Genomic DNA, 15,016 nt, shown 5'->3' with positions numbered 1-15,016 from the left:
CAAAGGAATTTTCTGAAAATTCCTAATTTTCCACAATAAAGTCATTTTCAAGCAAAAATCCCGAACGTTCTGCATTTTACGAAGGATTAAATTCTTATGGCAACAGTATTTTTAAGGCATTCGCTTGATAAGATTGAATATTCAGAAATTACTAATTATTTAAATAATTTACTTTCTTAAACTGATTTTTATGCTATAATAATAGGAAGAATGAGACTGTTAGACCAAGAAAGGAAGCTCCCCATGACCAAAGAAGAAAATCTAAAAAAAATCAGACACCGCTCCGAAGTTTATGATAGCATGGTAAAATCTCCCAACCGTGCCATGCTTCGAGCCACTGGAATGACCGATGAGAACTTCGATCAACCCATTGTTGGGGTAATTTCCACCTGGGCTGAAAATACGCCTTGTAATATTCATCTCCATGATTTTGGTAAATTGGTCAAAGAAGGCGCTAAGGAAGCTGGTGCTTGGCCTGTTCAATTTGGTACCATCACGGTTGCTGATGGGATTTCCATGGGAACTCCCGGCATGCGTTTCTCCCTGACATCACGTGATATCATCGCGGATTCTATCGAAGCAGCCATGGGCGGTCATAACGTGGATGCCTTTGTGGCTATCGGAGGCTGTGATAAAAACATGCCTGGTTCCATGATGGCCATCGCCAATATGGATATCCCAGCCATCTTTGCTTACGGCGGGACCATCGCTCCGGGAAATCTTAATGGCAAAGACATTGACCTCGTTTCTGTCTTTGAAGGGATTGGTAAGTGGAACAATGGCGATATAACAGCCGAAGAGGTTCGAGAGATTGAATGCAATGCCTGCCCAGGACCTGGTGGTTGCGGTGGTATGTATACTGCCAATACCATGGCTACCGCTATCGAAGTTTTGGGTATGAGCTTACCAGGTTCTTCTTCTCATCCCGCTGAATCAGCTGAGAAAAAAGCAGATATCGAGGAAGCCGGACGCGCTGTTGTCCATATGCTCAAACTAGGTCTTAAGCCTTCTGACATCCTGACGCGCGAAGCCTTTGAAGATGCTATCACCGTTACCATGGCCTTGGGTGGCTCAACCAATGCGACCTTGCACCTCTTGGCAATGGCACACGCAGCGAATGTTGACTTGACCTTGGAAGATTTCAATGATTTCCAAGAAAAAGTTCCACACTTGGCAGACTTGAAACCATCTGGACAGTATGTCTTCCAAGATCTCTATGAAGTTGGTGGTGTCCCAGCAGTTATGAAATACCTCTTGGCCAACGGTTTCTTGCACGGAGACCGAATCACTTGTACTGGCAAAACAGTTGCTGAAAACTTGGCAGAATTTGACGATTTGAAGCCAGGACAAAAGGTCATCATGCCTTTGGATAATCCAAAACGTGCAGATGGTCCACTCATCATTCTCAAAGGTAACTTGGCACCGGATGGAGCAGTCGCTAAAGTTTCCGGTGTAAAAGTTCGTAAGCATACTGGTCCAGCCAAAGTCTTTGACTCTGAGGAAGAAGCTATCGAAGCGGTCCTTGCTGATGACATTGTAGACGGTGATGTCGTGGTGGTTCGCTATGTGGGGCCAAAAGGCGGTCCTGGTATGCCTGAGATGCTTTCCCTTTCTTCTATGATTGTCGGGAAAGGACAAGGCGATAAGGTAGCCCTTCTGACAGATGGTCGCTTCTCTGGTGGTACCTATGGCTTGGTGGTCGGACATATCGCTCCTGAAGCTCAAGACGGCGGACCCATTGCTTACCTACAAACTGGTGATAGGGTTACAGTCGATCAAGATACCAAGGAAATCACTATGCATGTATCGGACGAAGAAATTGAAGCCCGTAAGGAAACGACTGTTATTCCACCGCTGTATAGTCGTGGTGTCTTAGGTAAATACGCCCATACCGTTTCCTCTGCTTCCAAAGGTGCCGTAACAGACTTTTGGAATATGGACCGAAGCGGAAAATCTAAATAAGAGTAGAAAAATAGCTTAGAATCATCGTTTCTGATAACGTAATTCTAAGCTATTTTTAATTGTTTAGACCTTTTGCCCAATTGATAGTATAACCTATCAAGATTCATTCAAATGACTATCATCTATCATCTCTTGGGACTAATCCCTAAAGTAATGCGACCGACACGACTGATGCGGGTCATCTTCCATACGGGAGACCAAACCACCTCAACCTTAGCATCTTCGATCCCATCGATTTTCTTAAGAGCCGCCACCAAATCAATCGGCAAGGTTTCGGCACAACCACACCCTACATCGGTAAAGGTCATCACAACTGTGCAAAGGCCTTTTTCATCCAAATTGATCTCATAAACAAGACCTAAGTTATAAATGTCTAGTTCTAACTCCGGGTCATAGATAGACTCCAATGTCGCAACCAATTGATCCGATAAGGCAGCAGCACCTTTGTTGATTAAAATATCCTCTCTCATCCTATACCTCTCACACGTTTCTGATTGATCCGTTTATTATAGAAATATTTTATCACAAAATGCCAACATCTGCTCTATTATTTTTCTGAAAAAATAGCTTAAATAGTCTTAGCTGTACAATCTTTTCCTCCACCAATAGGGAATACATACTTGTGATTTTGGGTCAAACTATGGTAGAAACCTTGTCCATCATAAATTTGGAAGACCTGCATATCATGACTATCATTATCTTTATAAATGTGAGCATAATAAGGATTATCAGCAAAAACTTGCTTCAAATAATCATTTTCCACCGGCCGAGCCAAGCCTTTGATACGAATGACCTGGATCAAATAACCTTCTTCTGTCATAGCTGTCAAAGCTACTCGCTGGTCCGACATCAACTGTTGGTAAAAATGTGTATCAGGGCTGGTCATGAAAAAGATACCATCTTCTGTCGCAGCAGTAAGGTGAGCATGACGAGCATGGGGATTGCCATCTTTATCGACCGTCGCAAAGACCCCAACCTTCATATCTTCTAACAAGTGCATCAAATCTTTCAGTTCCATAGTGCGCCTCCTGAAATCGTTTTCTATTAGCTACAGTATAGCAAAAAAGATGGAACTTGTTAAGTAGAAATCAGAAATGAAGACAAAAGAAAAAGAGCCTCAACTCTTATTCTTTTGTCGCTTATGAGCTTGGATTACAGCCAATGCCCGTTTTCGAGTCTTAATGTTGGGACTCTTTAATTTACGATAAGCACTGGATAGGTCTAGTCTTTCTGCCATGTCTATCTCCTTTCTCTATCTAAGAAACTATTTTACACAAAATTAATTAACCAGTCAAGTAATTTTGATAAAAAAGCCTTTTATGTGGCCGTTGAGACTTAAAAAATGCTATTAGACCGATCTGTTCAAGCATATATAAAATAATACTAAAATTTGTTCCAATTTAAAGAAAGTGCTTTATAAGATGGATTAAGCAGACTTAAACTATGCTTTATCTTTATAATCTAGCTTTCAGGTGGCCACTCTTTTTCTATCTCTATATGTTACCGTACTTTGTTAGTTAGAACTTCTCCTATTCCCTATTTTATTTCTACATCAAAATTAAAAAATCGTAGCCCAAAAATGGATTACGATTTTTTTAGTTTCTATCTCAATGAATCGCCAGTAGGTTTCGTGAGTAAAACATCATACAATCCATATCTTTGCCAGGGTATCCTCATCTTAGTTCCGTCTGCCTTGTAAAGAATTGCCGTGTGACCCGTATCTAAACCTTTGAAATCAACAGTTTTATACTCAATCGGAGATCCTGGAGACCACCTGGGACCACAACAAGAACAATAGGATTTATACTCTGAATCTATAGCTAAGATTTCCTCTAGCTTAGCAACAGCATCCGATAATTGACAAGCTTGAATCACTACCTCCGAAGAAATATCTTCATTTTCAATCCAGTATCCTCCTGAGTTATTTTGACGAAACACAAGATATGAAAACTCTTGGTTCATTATCTCACTCTCCGATCTAACCATTCAGTATGTTCCTTCTCGTAAATCTTTATCCGACTTAACCAATCACCTCAAAATGCAATTGATTTTCAGATACACTGACCTCCATTTGGCTGTTCTTTTGAAGTTCTCCGGAGATAATCTTTTCTGCTAAGGGAGTCTGAATCAGTCGCATGATACCTCGGCGTATTGGTCTAGCGCCATTTTCAGGGTCGTAACAGACTTTTGCCAGATATCTGATTGCCTCTTCGGTGAAGCGAATTTGATACCCCTGCTCCTTGATATGATCAATCTCCTCCTCAACCAAAAGCCGTGTAATTTGCAGAACTTCCTCTTGGTCAAATGGTTCAAATGTCACAACCTCATCAATACGATTTAACAGTTCTGGACGGAAGAATTCCTGACAGGCCTCCAAGGTCTTCTGTCTGATAATTTCTGCATCTAACTCTGGATTTTGAACACGATTAAAACCAACCGCCTTATCCTTCCGAACAGCATTTGTGCCTAAATTTGATGTCAAAATAATGATAGTCTTGGTAAAATCAACCGTCATCCCCATTGAATCTGTCAATCGACCATCATCAAATACCTGCAGTAAGATATCAAAAATTTTCGGATGAGCTTTCTCGATTTCGTCAAATAAGATAACGGATGTCGGATTTTTTTGAACCGCATTCGTTAATTGACCACCCATACCAAATCCTACAAAACCTGGTGGAGACCCAATCAATTTCGCCACTTCATGCTCTTGTTGGTACTCAGACATGTCAAATCGAATCATATCATTCTTACTTCCAAACAACTCTTCTGCAAGCACCTTGGCAGTCTCTGTCTTACCTACACCTGTCGTTCCTAAAAACAAGAATACACCAATCGGCTTTTTGGGATTACTAAAGCCCTTCTTAGAGCGAATGACAGCATCAGCCACTGCGGATATAGCGTGACTTTGCCCAATAACTTTTTTGTTGAGATTCTCTTTTAAATGCAGTAACCTTGCGTTCTCCAAAGACATCCCCTTATCACCAACATACAGATCATACTCTTGAACTGTTTTACCTGACTTCTGCTCCACTGCTCGTTTAATATCTTCCGGTAAAATTTTCAAGGTATAGTTATCGCTACTGAGTTGGTTTCGGTCCTTCTGGAAAGATTGTTCAAGAACATCCATCTGATTCCTTAGACGTTCAACCTCATCTTCATTAAATGCGATAGCTTGGGCTAGCTTTAGTTCCTCACGTAATCTGTCCAATTTTTCTTGATACTTTGAGACCATCTCTACACTATGATTTGACTCAATCCGAACCAAGGCACCGGCATTGTCAAGGATTGTAAAAGCCGAATCTGGCAACTTGTCTCCCTCAAGATACTTTTTAGCCAGCCGAACTGCCAGCTCCAATGCAGCTTCACTATAATTTGCCTGATGGAATGTTTCATAAGCAGGGGCAATCGTCTTCACAATTTCAATCGCATCATCAACAGATGGCTCATCAATACTTATTGTTTCAAAACGACGGACCAAGGCTGTATCAGAAGCAATGTATAGACGCCACTCTGTCGGTGTAGTCGCACCGATTAAACGAAAATCGCCGCGGGCCATCAGAGGTTTAAAGGCATCTGTAATGCTTTTCACATTCCCAAGCATATGGACTTCATCAACAAAAAGAATGATATTCTTTTCCCGCTTCATCTCATCAATAAATCTCAAAATACCATTTTTAGAATCCTCACTAATAACAGACCACAAGTTATTCAAACTAAATTGCAAAATACGCTTGCCTGCTAGGGAAGGAACCTCTCCATTTACAATCTTAAGAGCTAAACCATCTACAATAGCAGATTTCCCGACACCTCCAGGACCAATGAGGGCCACATTGTTCTTATCCCGTCGCGTCAGTGCTATTTCCATCTGTCGGATTTCTTTTTCACGCCCCACGACCGCCATCAATTCTCCAGCACACGCTTGCTCCGTAATATCGGTCGCAATATCTTCCAAAATAGAATAATCTGGATTTTCAAGCTTAGATGTAAAACGTTTAGATTGAGCCTGTTTCGTTGCCAGTTCCTTGGCCGCCTTTCCATCCGAATACTCATAAGCAAGATTGTACCTTACCGGAAAACAATCCACTAGGTCCTCCCCAGAGAAGAAGCGGTCAAATAAAAGCATTTGCTTCTCAATGATATAAAAAGCATTACACTCCTCATCTTGAACAGAGCCTATGAGGAGCCAGTAGCTATCCAGCACACCATCTGGCGAGAGTTGAAGACGCATTTCTTCCGCAAAGTCAAAAATCCCTTTTACATTCTCAGAGATGGGAAAGTCACCAGCGTATTTTAAAAGTTCCCCGGTCGACTTCTCCTTAGCTAACTGAACAGGTTTGGTCTTTTTATACTCTCTTTTCTCATCCCTAATAAGACCCCGACTTCCAAAACTCTCCGGATCAATTTTCGATACAAAAGGTTTTCGGGTATGAACCCGCTCCCCTCCAGCAATTTCCTTTGACACCTTACTTCTCGTAATCGACGAACGCCCAAGGGCATGACCTGCACCCGTGTCAATGGTTGAAACAATGGACAACAAAATATCCTGAGACTCTATAACCTTGTAATCCTTTTGTTGCACTATCTCCTCTATCAGTTCCAAAGCAGTCTTCAACTCTCGACTGACCTGATAATTCAGCATGCCCGATTCTTTTTTCATAGAGATCTCCTTTTACAATTATTAGAGTACAAAAATCTGCAGATTAACATTTTCAACTTTTTTATCACTAAAGCTAGGCTAAATTATAAACCATCTCGAAAAACCTGTAAATAGCTAAAATGAAATTATTTTTTGATTATTTTTATATAGAGTTTTCTCCGAGATAGCACTGGAAAGGTTGTTGTGCTCTTGTAAACAATCTTTTTTGAACTTAGCAAAGATAAACTCACATAGATAATAATTAATCAATTTTAAAAATCCTCAAAATGACTTTTTATTTGGTCTATTAGCCTACCTCTAGAAAATGCATCCATATTGCCCCGAGACAACATTCCTCCATAAAATACTTTTATGGAATCTATTATATCCATAGTTTTAATACTATCACCGCACAACCATTTGGATACCTGGGCATTATTCACATATATAAATTTTATACTTTTCTTAGATTCTCTGAGTACTTTTATATGCAGTTTCAACATATCTCGACAGTACTCGGAGTAATTTGTCTCTTTGATTAATGGTAACATTTTCGATTTAGTCTCATGATAGTAAAACATATCCCCGATATAAAGTGTAAACCTACGATCCTTATGCTTATCGAATTCTAACTTTAACTTCTCTTTATAAATAGAAAGTTTATTTTTGTCAAATTCAGTATCAAGCTCATCCCAAGATTTATTACACCAGGGCCATTTAACATTATTACCTGTTATTTCTGACATCAACTTATAAATTGGGCGATAATAAGAGTTATAAACATGAGTAGTTTTGATATTATCCTGACTAAGACTATTTAGATTGAGTCTTTCTTCACTTTCGTGTTTAACAACATTCTCCCCTCCTGCAGGATTAAGTCCTATGACAAGAATACAATCTTCATTTGTATTTGATTCATTGAATTCAAACCCCAATTTACAAAGCCTTTTATCATTCCCTTCAATATTCAACCCAGTTAAAGTTCTTTCAATAAATTGATTATTTTTTGATAATTTCTTTCCGTACATCTGTTCACGCTCCACTCTTACTATTTTCTTGATACTGCTAAAAACTAGTTGTAACTTTTAGTGATCACAACCGTTCCATTGTTAAAAGTAAACTTTTATCCCTAGGAACCATTTATATTTAATTAATTATGATATAAATGGACTCCTACTATAAAAAAAATTCACTATTTATTTAGTAATTAATAACTCATTTCTTTTCTCCTATTCTATCTAGTAGTTTCAAATAATTGATATCGATAATCAAGAATAATCCTAATGACCTCTTCTTCAAAAGCTCTATAAATTCCTTCATCATCTCTCAATTTTTGTGCATCTAAACAAATGTCCGAACTAAACGATTTTTTCGCAGAGATTTTTTCATTTATCCCTTGTGAGCTTGTAAATTCTTTTACTATCTTGCCTCCGGAGGTGCCAGCCAAATATCCTTCAAGTCTATCTTCATCTGATGCATCATTAGAAAAGACTAAACTATAGCCACTTCCTCTCGTTAAACGAACAGATCTAAAAGCAGACTTATTTAATATATCCTTACCCAAAGAACCTTTTCGAATGTCTAACGGTTCTTTTCCAAATGATTCAGGATTATCAAGTGAGATGATGTCTTCTCCTCTTAAAGAATTATACAATTTACGGATCACATACTGCATATCTAAATTTGGACAACTTTCACTAATATCAGCATTTCCTGTTGAAACTATATTTGACAACTTAATACTACGGATCAAATCTCCCAACTCCTCCTCCGTCATTTTATTGTTTTTTTCAATATTTAATACTTCTTTTAGATACTGATAAAATCTTTTAAAACGCATCAAATCATTAGACAGCAGTGAGTTATCTTCATCTTTCTCCATCTTAAAATTATTTTCTAAAAGATTTATCAACTTATCGAAAGTAGGCTCGTACTCCCCTGCTTCACTACCCACTTCATAAGCACTCAAAAAACGATTGTATATTTGCTCAAATTCAAGTTGCCAACAGACTATCGCTAGAATTAGTTGCTTTTCCCTATTGTCTTTTGAATCCATACCATCTACTTCAAAAAGGAGGCTTGTTGAGTTTATTAGACGATTTATGCTTCTAGGATTTGTTCCAATCGATGATTTTATAAGATTAACTTCAATAGAAGCACTATCAGCTTCAGAACCAGTTCCATCAAACCCTAATTCTTTCAAAGAATCCTTGATATAACTATTAATGTTATAACTGGCGGTAGGCACTGTAAAAGGAACTTGAATAATTTTATCAAAAAAGGCTCGACCCTTATCCCTGTCAAAATCTTCACCGTACTTACTCTTAACGCCCCGAACAACCACATCATAGTCAATCGCTAAAACGAAAACACAACGTTCACAATCAAAAAACAATTTCAGGATTTCCAAGAGTTCAATTGCTCTTTCTGGAACTAGTCTGTCCAGGTCATCAATAAAAATAACAATACGATCATGTTTTCCTCTAGTGTTATTAATTATGTCATTAAATTCCTTTTTAAATTCTTTTATGGTTTTATTCCTATTTGATAAATATTCAAAATAACTAGAAATATCTTCCGAAATTTTTTCACCATTTATAACTGGAAGGTCGATATATTTTATGCCTTTTGATAATAGGTCCCATGATAAAAAGTTCCATCTTTTTTTCCTGTTGGCACTATTACCTCTTTGTTCTAACTTCTCAATAAATTCAATTATAAAAGATAGCCCCAACTCTTCCGACATATTGAACTGTGAATACTGCCAAGTATTAAAGAATATCGTCTTTATATCCTTACCTAACGCACTATTAACCTGTTTCATAATACTTGTCTTTCCACTTCCCCAATCCCCTTGAACAGCAATTGTCAACGGCGTGTCGCATTTTTCAATAAAACGTGCAAGGCCATTGACATATTTTTCTATACCAAGTAAATCTTTATCCGCGGGACGATCTGTTTTTGTAATAACCATGAGTAGTCTCCTTTTGATTGATATGCTTTGTTGATTTTTCACTCTTCATTATAAAACACCAAGTATTCATATTTTGATTATTTGGTGTTATTCCCAAATAATTTATCAAAAAAACTTGGCCTTGACCATAAGATCTCTATCAATGCCGTACTCCAGTTGATGTTTTTATAAAAGGCTTAGACAATGAGAAAATATCTCTGAAAGATTATGTTCTATTTTTTACAACCTTTATCCTAAGTGATAAAAAATCTGAAAACTATGCCCTGCATCGGAAAAATATCAACTTAGAAAAAGTGCAAATCGATTTGCGACATGCACTTGATAATTATAAGAACCTAAAAATACTAACGATAATAAGAAAACTATCTTCATAATACATCCATATCTCGTTGCTCTACTTACTGGATGGAAAATCCAACAACGTAAGAACCTGCGCAATTCAAGATTATGCAAATACCTGAACAATTTGGTATTTACCTGTATAGATACTAAGGATAATGTAAACAGTCCTCTATATGTTGATTGTTTGAAGAACAAAATGAAGTCAGCCAAATGTCGTCTTAAAGAGTTGACACACGCCACAAACTACGCCATACTGGGGCAACACTTGCTAAACAAACAGGAACATCCATAGAAGCCATTTCAGAATCCTCATATACAGCGATACCTTCACAACCAAAACTTATGTCAACACTTCAAACGTTGTACCAATGGCTGTTGGAGAAATTGCCTATCGCAATCTTAAAAAGTAATGGTGTGAATCTGGTGTGAACTTTCCATTTTTTGCACCAAAAAACACCCCCTGGTGTGAACCATGAAGTGTTGTAAATGCTGTATTGTAGCTGGTCCTTAACGTTTAGAGAACTGTCTAGCTTTACGAGCTTTCTTAAGACCTGGTTTGAACAACTTTTGTTTGAATAATTCTCAAAAAGTTTTAATACCAGCGTTTTCACGAGTTTTCAAAGTTCAATATTTCATCTAATTTGACCTAATTTTATTTGAATGGTGTGAATTTTACCCCTAAAATATCCGAATTGAGCTAAAAAATACTAATTGTTCACACCATTTAGATAAATTGGTTTCAAAACCATTTTTATCAATATCATATTAGATAACTAAATGATAAAATTATCCCCTCAAAATTTTTGTAGACAGATTTCTAAATTTTAAAAACCCATCAAATTTGAAATTCTGATGGGTTTTTATCATTATGTCTTAGTGTTAGCCTTATTCATGGGTTCATCTAGTTGTTCTCCAATTATACTTTCAAAGTCACTTGGTGAAATTAGCTGAGCTGGTGCTTGGGGAACCTGATATTCAGGTGCTGGCTGAGTAGCTATAACTGGTGGCGTTTGAGAAGCTACGATAGCAGCATTGACTAACTCAATTCTATCTTGAAGTTCCTCTCATTTTTTTATCACTCAAGCAATTAACAACATCTTGAGCCGACTGGATATTCTCAGAAACTTATGTATCAGCGTTTTCTTAGCAACACTAACTTATTACTTATTCACCAAACGTAAACAAGTTTTTGGCTCATACCCAAACTTACACACAACTACTTATAATAACAGTATTTATTAGACCCATATTATTAACATATTTTACTTATATACAAATAAATTATTCTATACGGTATCAAAAAAGGTATCAATAATAGTTTTGGAGCTTATAAAATAGAGAGGTCAAAAATGTTTTTTCTAACTATCTCTTTTTTCTAATTTTATATTTCCCTGAACAACATCAGGTAAATATTTTGATGTAATTTCATAAGTTATTGCTTCTGGAATATTTTTAAACATCAGTACAGATGGGAAAGCCATTGAAGAATTATGCTTTAAATACTTAATATGTAAGACTAGAACATCAAATTCTGCACTATCAAATACCTTATATGAAAACAGTGAATCTAATGAATCTAAGTAATTATTTTTATTCTCTTCATATTTATCAGATATACTCTTTTGAAAAAAAGGATTGGGACTTGGGATATTATTAAAATTTAGATGTTCTGTTTTAGAATAGCTATACTCACTTACTATTTCAGTTTCTTTTATTGAGAACACATAATCAGTAAAATTTATATCTATTAAATACTCAATGATATTTAAACCTGGAAAAGGGATTTCTTGGTGCTTTAACAAACATCCTTTAGGTACCTTTAATGTAACATCAATATCTTCATCATATTTCTTTCCTGAATTTGAAATCATAAATCTAACTTGCTCAATACCATCAATATATTGAAAGTAATCACAGTATTCAATATATTTTTTTACTTTGGTAAATAAATTTTTTATTGATTTGAAACGATTTTTTTCTAGTTCCGTACCTAAAAAAGATTTTCCTTTATTCCCAAAAGGTACATTAAAATTTACAACATAACTCTGCAGATTCCCTAAATTCCAGAAATCATCGTCTAATTCTATATTATTTTTTATTGCAAAATCATTTATAGTATTTTTCCAACTAACATCAATTTCTACATCAGTTATATTGCTCCGTAAACTTTTAACATTAATATTTAAACTTGAAAAATCAGGATTAACAGGCTTGTTTGATTTAACTACAGAATCACTCTCAACATTTCTTAATTCTTCATTACCTCTTTTAGGTAAAACACTATTTTCCAGGAATCTAATTTCATTAATAATCTCTTCTTTTTTTTTATCAATAAATTCTGATTCCAATAGCAGACTTTTTTTAGGTGTGAAAAATTTATCTGAAAAGGTATCAAAATCCTTTATTATCAAATTCGGTTGTAATTCTTCCTTTGATTCTTGGACTGTCCCAGATATCAAACTTAGAAAATACATTGCTAAATGATTTGAAAATTGACGTTGAAAATCATGTTCATCTTTAATTACCCCAAACACTCCCCTATCTTTATACTTTTCTTTGAAGTCAATTACTTTTTGATATTGTCCCATATCGACTTCTGATGGGTTTACGGGTGCATCTAAAAAATACATAAAAACTTGTTTATCAGCAGATAACATTTCTTCAATTTCTTCTTCTGTTCCAGAACCAAATTTATCAGTTGGTGTACCAAATCTGGTCCAAAATATTACAACTGCTGCATCACAACCTCTAACAAATTGCTTGTTTAACAATTCCTGTGGTCTATTTCCTGATTCTGGATAACTATCTGTAGACCAATGTTTTGTCACTACTTCAATATTATTTAATGCTCCAAATGCCCTGTTAAAATTTTCAACACTATCTTTTAATATTCCAAGGTAACTATTAACATCTCCGGGACAAGAGATTAGCAAATCATAAATTGTTATTCCTTCTCTAGGCATAAAATAAATCTCCTCCTGTTCATGCTTATTATTGTGAGATGAAGAACTATTAGTTAATCATCTTTGAGAGAGAAAATATAGCTATGTTCCTTTATTCTAGGATTCATTGTCTAATTCATCTGATAGCCATTCACTATTAAATGAGTATTGAGTATAATAGCACAAACTATTATACCATTACCTTCTTTTTAGGTGACAGAAAATCCAAAGCCTATTTTATCATTTCAACAATTGAAGAATGGCTTTTACTTTAAGTATCTGTTCTTCTTCTGATAAAATCGCTAATTTAGATAAAAGCTCATTCACAATATTATTTTCACTTATTTTTGGGAGTTCAAAAAAATCTAGATAATCTACTTGCAATGCATCTAGAATCTTTGATAGAGTCTCTAATCTGATTTTATAGCGACCATTCTCAAGCTTATTAATATATTTAGGGTCAAGCTCCGCTTTCAATGAAAGTTGTTCTTGGCTCAATTTATTTTTTAAGCGTAAATCTTTTATTCTGTTTATTGTAAAATCTGTTAATCTACTATTATCAACCATAAAATGTTCCTTTTAGCGATAGAATATCATCAATCAACAACACTTTAAACGCATAAAAAGGAACTTGGTTCCCTTTTATGAACTTTTGTGATATAATTATTTTTAAATGTAGGAGGTTTTCATGAAAGCACATAAATTTATAACAGCAAGTATAATATTACTTGCCTCTATCACTCTCTTAAGTGCCTGCTCTACTACAAATAAGCAGACTCAAACAGCACCGACAAAAGCGAATGCAACACAAAACTCGACAACAACTATCGGAGAATATATAGAAAACAGTACAAAGCCTGTTCCAGACTGAAGACAAAGTCCTCGGAATTAGGTTTCTAAGGGCTTTTCTTTGTGAATAGGAGTATAATTACAGTATCTAGTATGAGGAGGTTTGGCTATGCTTCATAAGGAAAAACCAGATTACAACCGCAATCAATATGGTTTCTATACACTGATGACCTTGTTCCAATTGATCATTTCCTTCGTCAAGTTGATGAGGTGATTGATTTTAACTTCATTTATGAGTTGGTAGAGGACACCTACTCAACCGATAATGGTCGTCCGAGTTTAGATCCTGTCATGCTGGTTAAAATCCCTCTTATTCAGTGCCTCTATGGTATTCGGTCCATGCGTCAAACTATCAAGGAAATCGAAGTCAATATGGCTTATCGCTGGTTTCTCGGTCTTACTCTCGATGACAGGGTCCCCCACTTCACTACTTATGGGAAGAATTACAGTCGAAGATTCCAAGAAAAAGAGCTCATCTCTGAGATTTTCTCTCGAATTCTCAATCAAGCCTTAAGAGCTGGTTTGATTGACCCTTCTGAAATTTTCGTGGATGGAACTCATATCAAAGCTGCGGCGAATAATCACAAGTACACCAAGCAATTAGTGGAACAACAAGCCAAGTTTATGAGTGACCAACTGGAACTTGAGATTGATTTAGATAGGAAAAAACAGGCAAAAGATTTTATCTACGATGAGTATTTCGACTGTTACCTTTGTCCAGAAAATCAAGAACTAACCTATCGAACAACAACCCGTGAGGGCTATCGTGAATACAAGAGTGATCCTAAAATTTGTGCACAATGTCCTTTACTATCTGTCTGTACAGAAAGCAGAAACCATCAGAAGGTTATAACACGTCATATATGGAAAGAGGCCCTTGAGATTTGTGAAGATATCCGACATCAAAAAGGAATGAAGGAGCTTTATCAGAAGCGTAAGGAAACGATTGAACGGCTCTTTGGAACAGCCAAAGAGTACCATAATTTGCGCTATACAAGAGAAAGAGGAAAGTCCAAAATGGAAGACAAGGTTGGACTGACTTTGGCATGTCTTAATATCAAAAAACTGGTGAAAATGATGGCTGGGAAGCCTTTTTATTTTGTCCAAATCTGTCAATTTTCACTACATTTCGCATCATTATTCCGAAAATACAAAAAAAGACAAACCTCAAAAATGAAGTTTGTCTACAATCTGAAACAGTACAAAGCCTGTTCTTTTCTTTGAAATCAGCGAAATTGATAAAGAGGCCAAAACCCACTCAATCTATCTATTTAAGAACGGTAAAATAAAAGAATATAGTCTTTCTAT

The 15,016-nt window shown here is 36.2% G+C and carries 11 protein-coding genes and 2 pseudogenes; 4 read left to right on the top strand and 9 right to left on the bottom strand.

The window, feature by feature from the left end:
• Positions 1 to 243 precede the first annotated feature (243 nt).
• Entirely contained in the window at positions 244 to 1,962 is a 1,719-nt protein-coding gene (gene ilvD / locus BN1356_RS11430; RefSeq protein ID WP_093651510.1) for a dihydroxy-acid dehydratase, read from the top strand.
• Between the two features lie 125 nt (positions 1,963 to 2,087).
• Here ilvD and BN1356_RS11425 read toward each other — a convergent pair whose 3' ends face one another.
• From BN1356_RS11425 to BN1356_RS11395, 7 genes are all read right to left on the bottom strand, one after another.
• Positions 2,088 to 2,432 carry a metal-sulfur cluster assembly factor gene (locus BN1356_RS11425; protein WP_093651509.1) on the bottom strand — a complete coding sequence of 115 codons (345 nt, stop codon included), beginning with the start codon at positions 2,430 to 2,432 and terminating at the stop codon, positions 2,088 to 2,090.
• 98 nt (positions 2,433 to 2,530) lie between these two features.
• The gene (locus tag BN1356_RS11420; protein ID WP_093651508.1) at positions 2,531 to 2,980 is read right to left on the bottom strand and encodes a pyridoxamine 5'-phosphate oxidase family protein; all 450 of its coding nucleotides are present in this window, start codon (positions 2,978 to 2,980) and stop codon (positions 2,531 to 2,533) included.
• 99 nt (positions 2,981 to 3,079) lie between these two features.
• Positions 3,080 to 3,199: a putative metal homeostasis protein gene (locus tag BN1356_RS12680; protein WP_093651507.1), complete on the bottom strand. Its 120-nt coding sequence runs from the start codon at positions 3,197 to 3,199 to the stop codon at positions 3,080 to 3,082.
• 365 nt (positions 3,200 to 3,564) lie between these two features.
• Positions 3,565 to 3,924 (bottom strand): DUF7296 family protein, encoded by a 360-nt coding sequence (locus BN1356_RS11410; protein ID WP_141651845.1) that lies wholly within the window; start codon positions 3,922 to 3,924, stop codon positions 3,565 to 3,567.
• 58 nt (positions 3,925 to 3,982) lie between these two features.
• Positions 3,983 to 6,622 (bottom strand): AAA family ATPase, encoded by a 2,640-nt coding sequence (locus BN1356_RS11405; RefSeq protein WP_176694280.1) that lies wholly within the window; start codon positions 6,620 to 6,622, stop codon positions 3,983 to 3,985.
• Positions 6,623 to 6,873: 251 nt separating this feature from the next.
• Entirely contained in the window at positions 6,874 to 7,629 is a 756-nt protein-coding gene (locus tag BN1356_RS11400) for a hypothetical protein (RefSeq protein WP_093651535.1), read from the bottom strand.
• A 206-nt stretch (positions 7,630 to 7,835) separates the two neighbouring features.
• Positions 7,836 to 9,575: a KAP family P-loop NTPase fold protein gene (locus tag BN1356_RS11395; protein ID WP_093651505.1), complete on the bottom strand. Its 1,740-nt coding sequence runs from the start codon at positions 9,573 to 9,575 to the stop codon at positions 7,836 to 7,838.
• A gap of 164 nt (positions 9,576 to 9,739) precedes the next feature.
• Between BN1356_RS11395 and BN1356_RS12940 the strand changes: the two are divergent.
• Positions 9,740 to 10,327, top strand: a pseudogene (locus tag BN1356_RS12940) (site-specific integrase); the annotation flags it as partial.
• Positions 10,328 to 11,275: 948 nt separating this feature from the next.
• Here the strand turns inward: BN1356_RS12940 and BN1356_RS11385 are convergent.
• On the bottom strand, positions 11,276 to 12,880 hold the full coding sequence (locus BN1356_RS11385) for a hypothetical protein (protein ID WP_093651504.1): 1,605 nt from the start codon (positions 12,878 to 12,880) through the stop codon (positions 11,276 to 11,278).
• 219 nt (positions 12,881 to 13,099) lie between these two features.
• Positions 13,100 to 13,426 carry a helix-turn-helix domain-containing protein gene (locus tag BN1356_RS11380; RefSeq protein WP_093651503.1) on the bottom strand — a complete coding sequence of 109 codons (327 nt, stop codon included), beginning with the start codon at positions 13,424 to 13,426 and terminating at the stop codon, positions 13,100 to 13,102.
• 121 nt (positions 13,427 to 13,547) lie between these two features.
• Between BN1356_RS11380 and BN1356_RS11375 the strand changes: the two genes are divergently transcribed.
• Together BN1356_RS11375 and BN1356_RS11370 are read left to right on the top strand one after the other, a co-directional pair.
• On the top strand, positions 13,548 to 13,730 hold the full coding sequence (locus BN1356_RS11375) for a hypothetical protein (protein WP_093651502.1): 183 nt from the start codon (positions 13,548 to 13,550) through the stop codon (positions 13,728 to 13,730).
• Between the two features lie 87 nt (positions 13,731 to 13,817).
• Positions 13,818 to 14,932: pseudogene (locus BN1356_RS11370) on the top strand (transposase).
• Positions 14,933 to 15,016 lie beyond the last annotated feature (84 nt).

This window comes from Streptococcus varani, assembly GCF_001375655.1.
Taxonomy (GTDB): Bacteria; Bacillota; Bacilli; order Lactobacillales; family Streptococcaceae; genus Streptococcus; species Streptococcus varani.
The sequence above is the reverse complement of the archived record's forward strand: the minus strand, read 5'-3'. Positions and strand labels throughout refer to the sequence as shown.

What these genes read in the sequence shown, in the direction of transcription:
- ilvD (WP_093651510.1), top strand. Translation starts at nt 244, where the DNA reads ATGACCAAAGAAGAAAATCTAAAAAAAATCAGACACCGCTCCGAAGTT.
- BN1356_RS11425 (WP_093651509.1), bottom strand. Translation starts at nt 2,432, where the DNA reads ATGAGAGAGGATATTTTAATCAACAAAGGTGCTGCTGCCTTATCGGAT.
- BN1356_RS11420 (WP_093651508.1), bottom strand. Translation starts at nt 2,980, where the DNA reads ATGGAACTGAAAGATTTGATGCACTTGTTAGAAGATATGAAGGTTGGG.
- BN1356_RS12680 (WP_093651507.1), bottom strand. Translation starts at nt 3,199, where the DNA reads ATGGCAGAAAGACTAGACCTATCCAGTGCTTATCGTAAATTAAAGAGT.
- BN1356_RS11410 (WP_141651845.1), bottom strand. Translation starts at nt 3,924, where the DNA reads ATGAACCAAGAGTTTTCATATCTTGTGTTTCGTCAAAATAACTCAGGA.
- BN1356_RS11405 (WP_176694280.1), bottom strand. Translation starts at nt 6,622, where the DNA reads ATGAAAAAAGAATCGGGCATGCTGAATTATCAGGTCAGTCGAGAGTTG.
- BN1356_RS11400 (WP_093651535.1), bottom strand. Translation starts at nt 7,629, where the DNA reads ATGTACGGAAAGAAATTATCAAAAAATAATCAATTTATTGAAAGAACT.
- BN1356_RS11395 (WP_093651505.1), bottom strand. Translation starts at nt 9,575, where the DNA reads ATGGTTATTACAAAAACAGATCGTCCCGCGGATAAAGATTTACTTGGT.
- BN1356_RS11385 (WP_093651504.1), bottom strand. Translation starts at nt 12,880, where the DNA reads ATGCCTAGAGAAGGAATAACAATTTATGATTTGCTAATCTCTTGTCCC.
- BN1356_RS11380 (WP_093651503.1), bottom strand. Translation starts at nt 13,426, where the DNA reads ATGGTTGATAATAGTAGATTAACAGATTTTACAATAAACAGAATAAAA.
- BN1356_RS11375 (WP_093651502.1), top strand. Translation starts at nt 13,548, where the DNA reads ATGAAAGCACATAAATTTATAACAGCAAGTATAATATTACTTGCCTCT.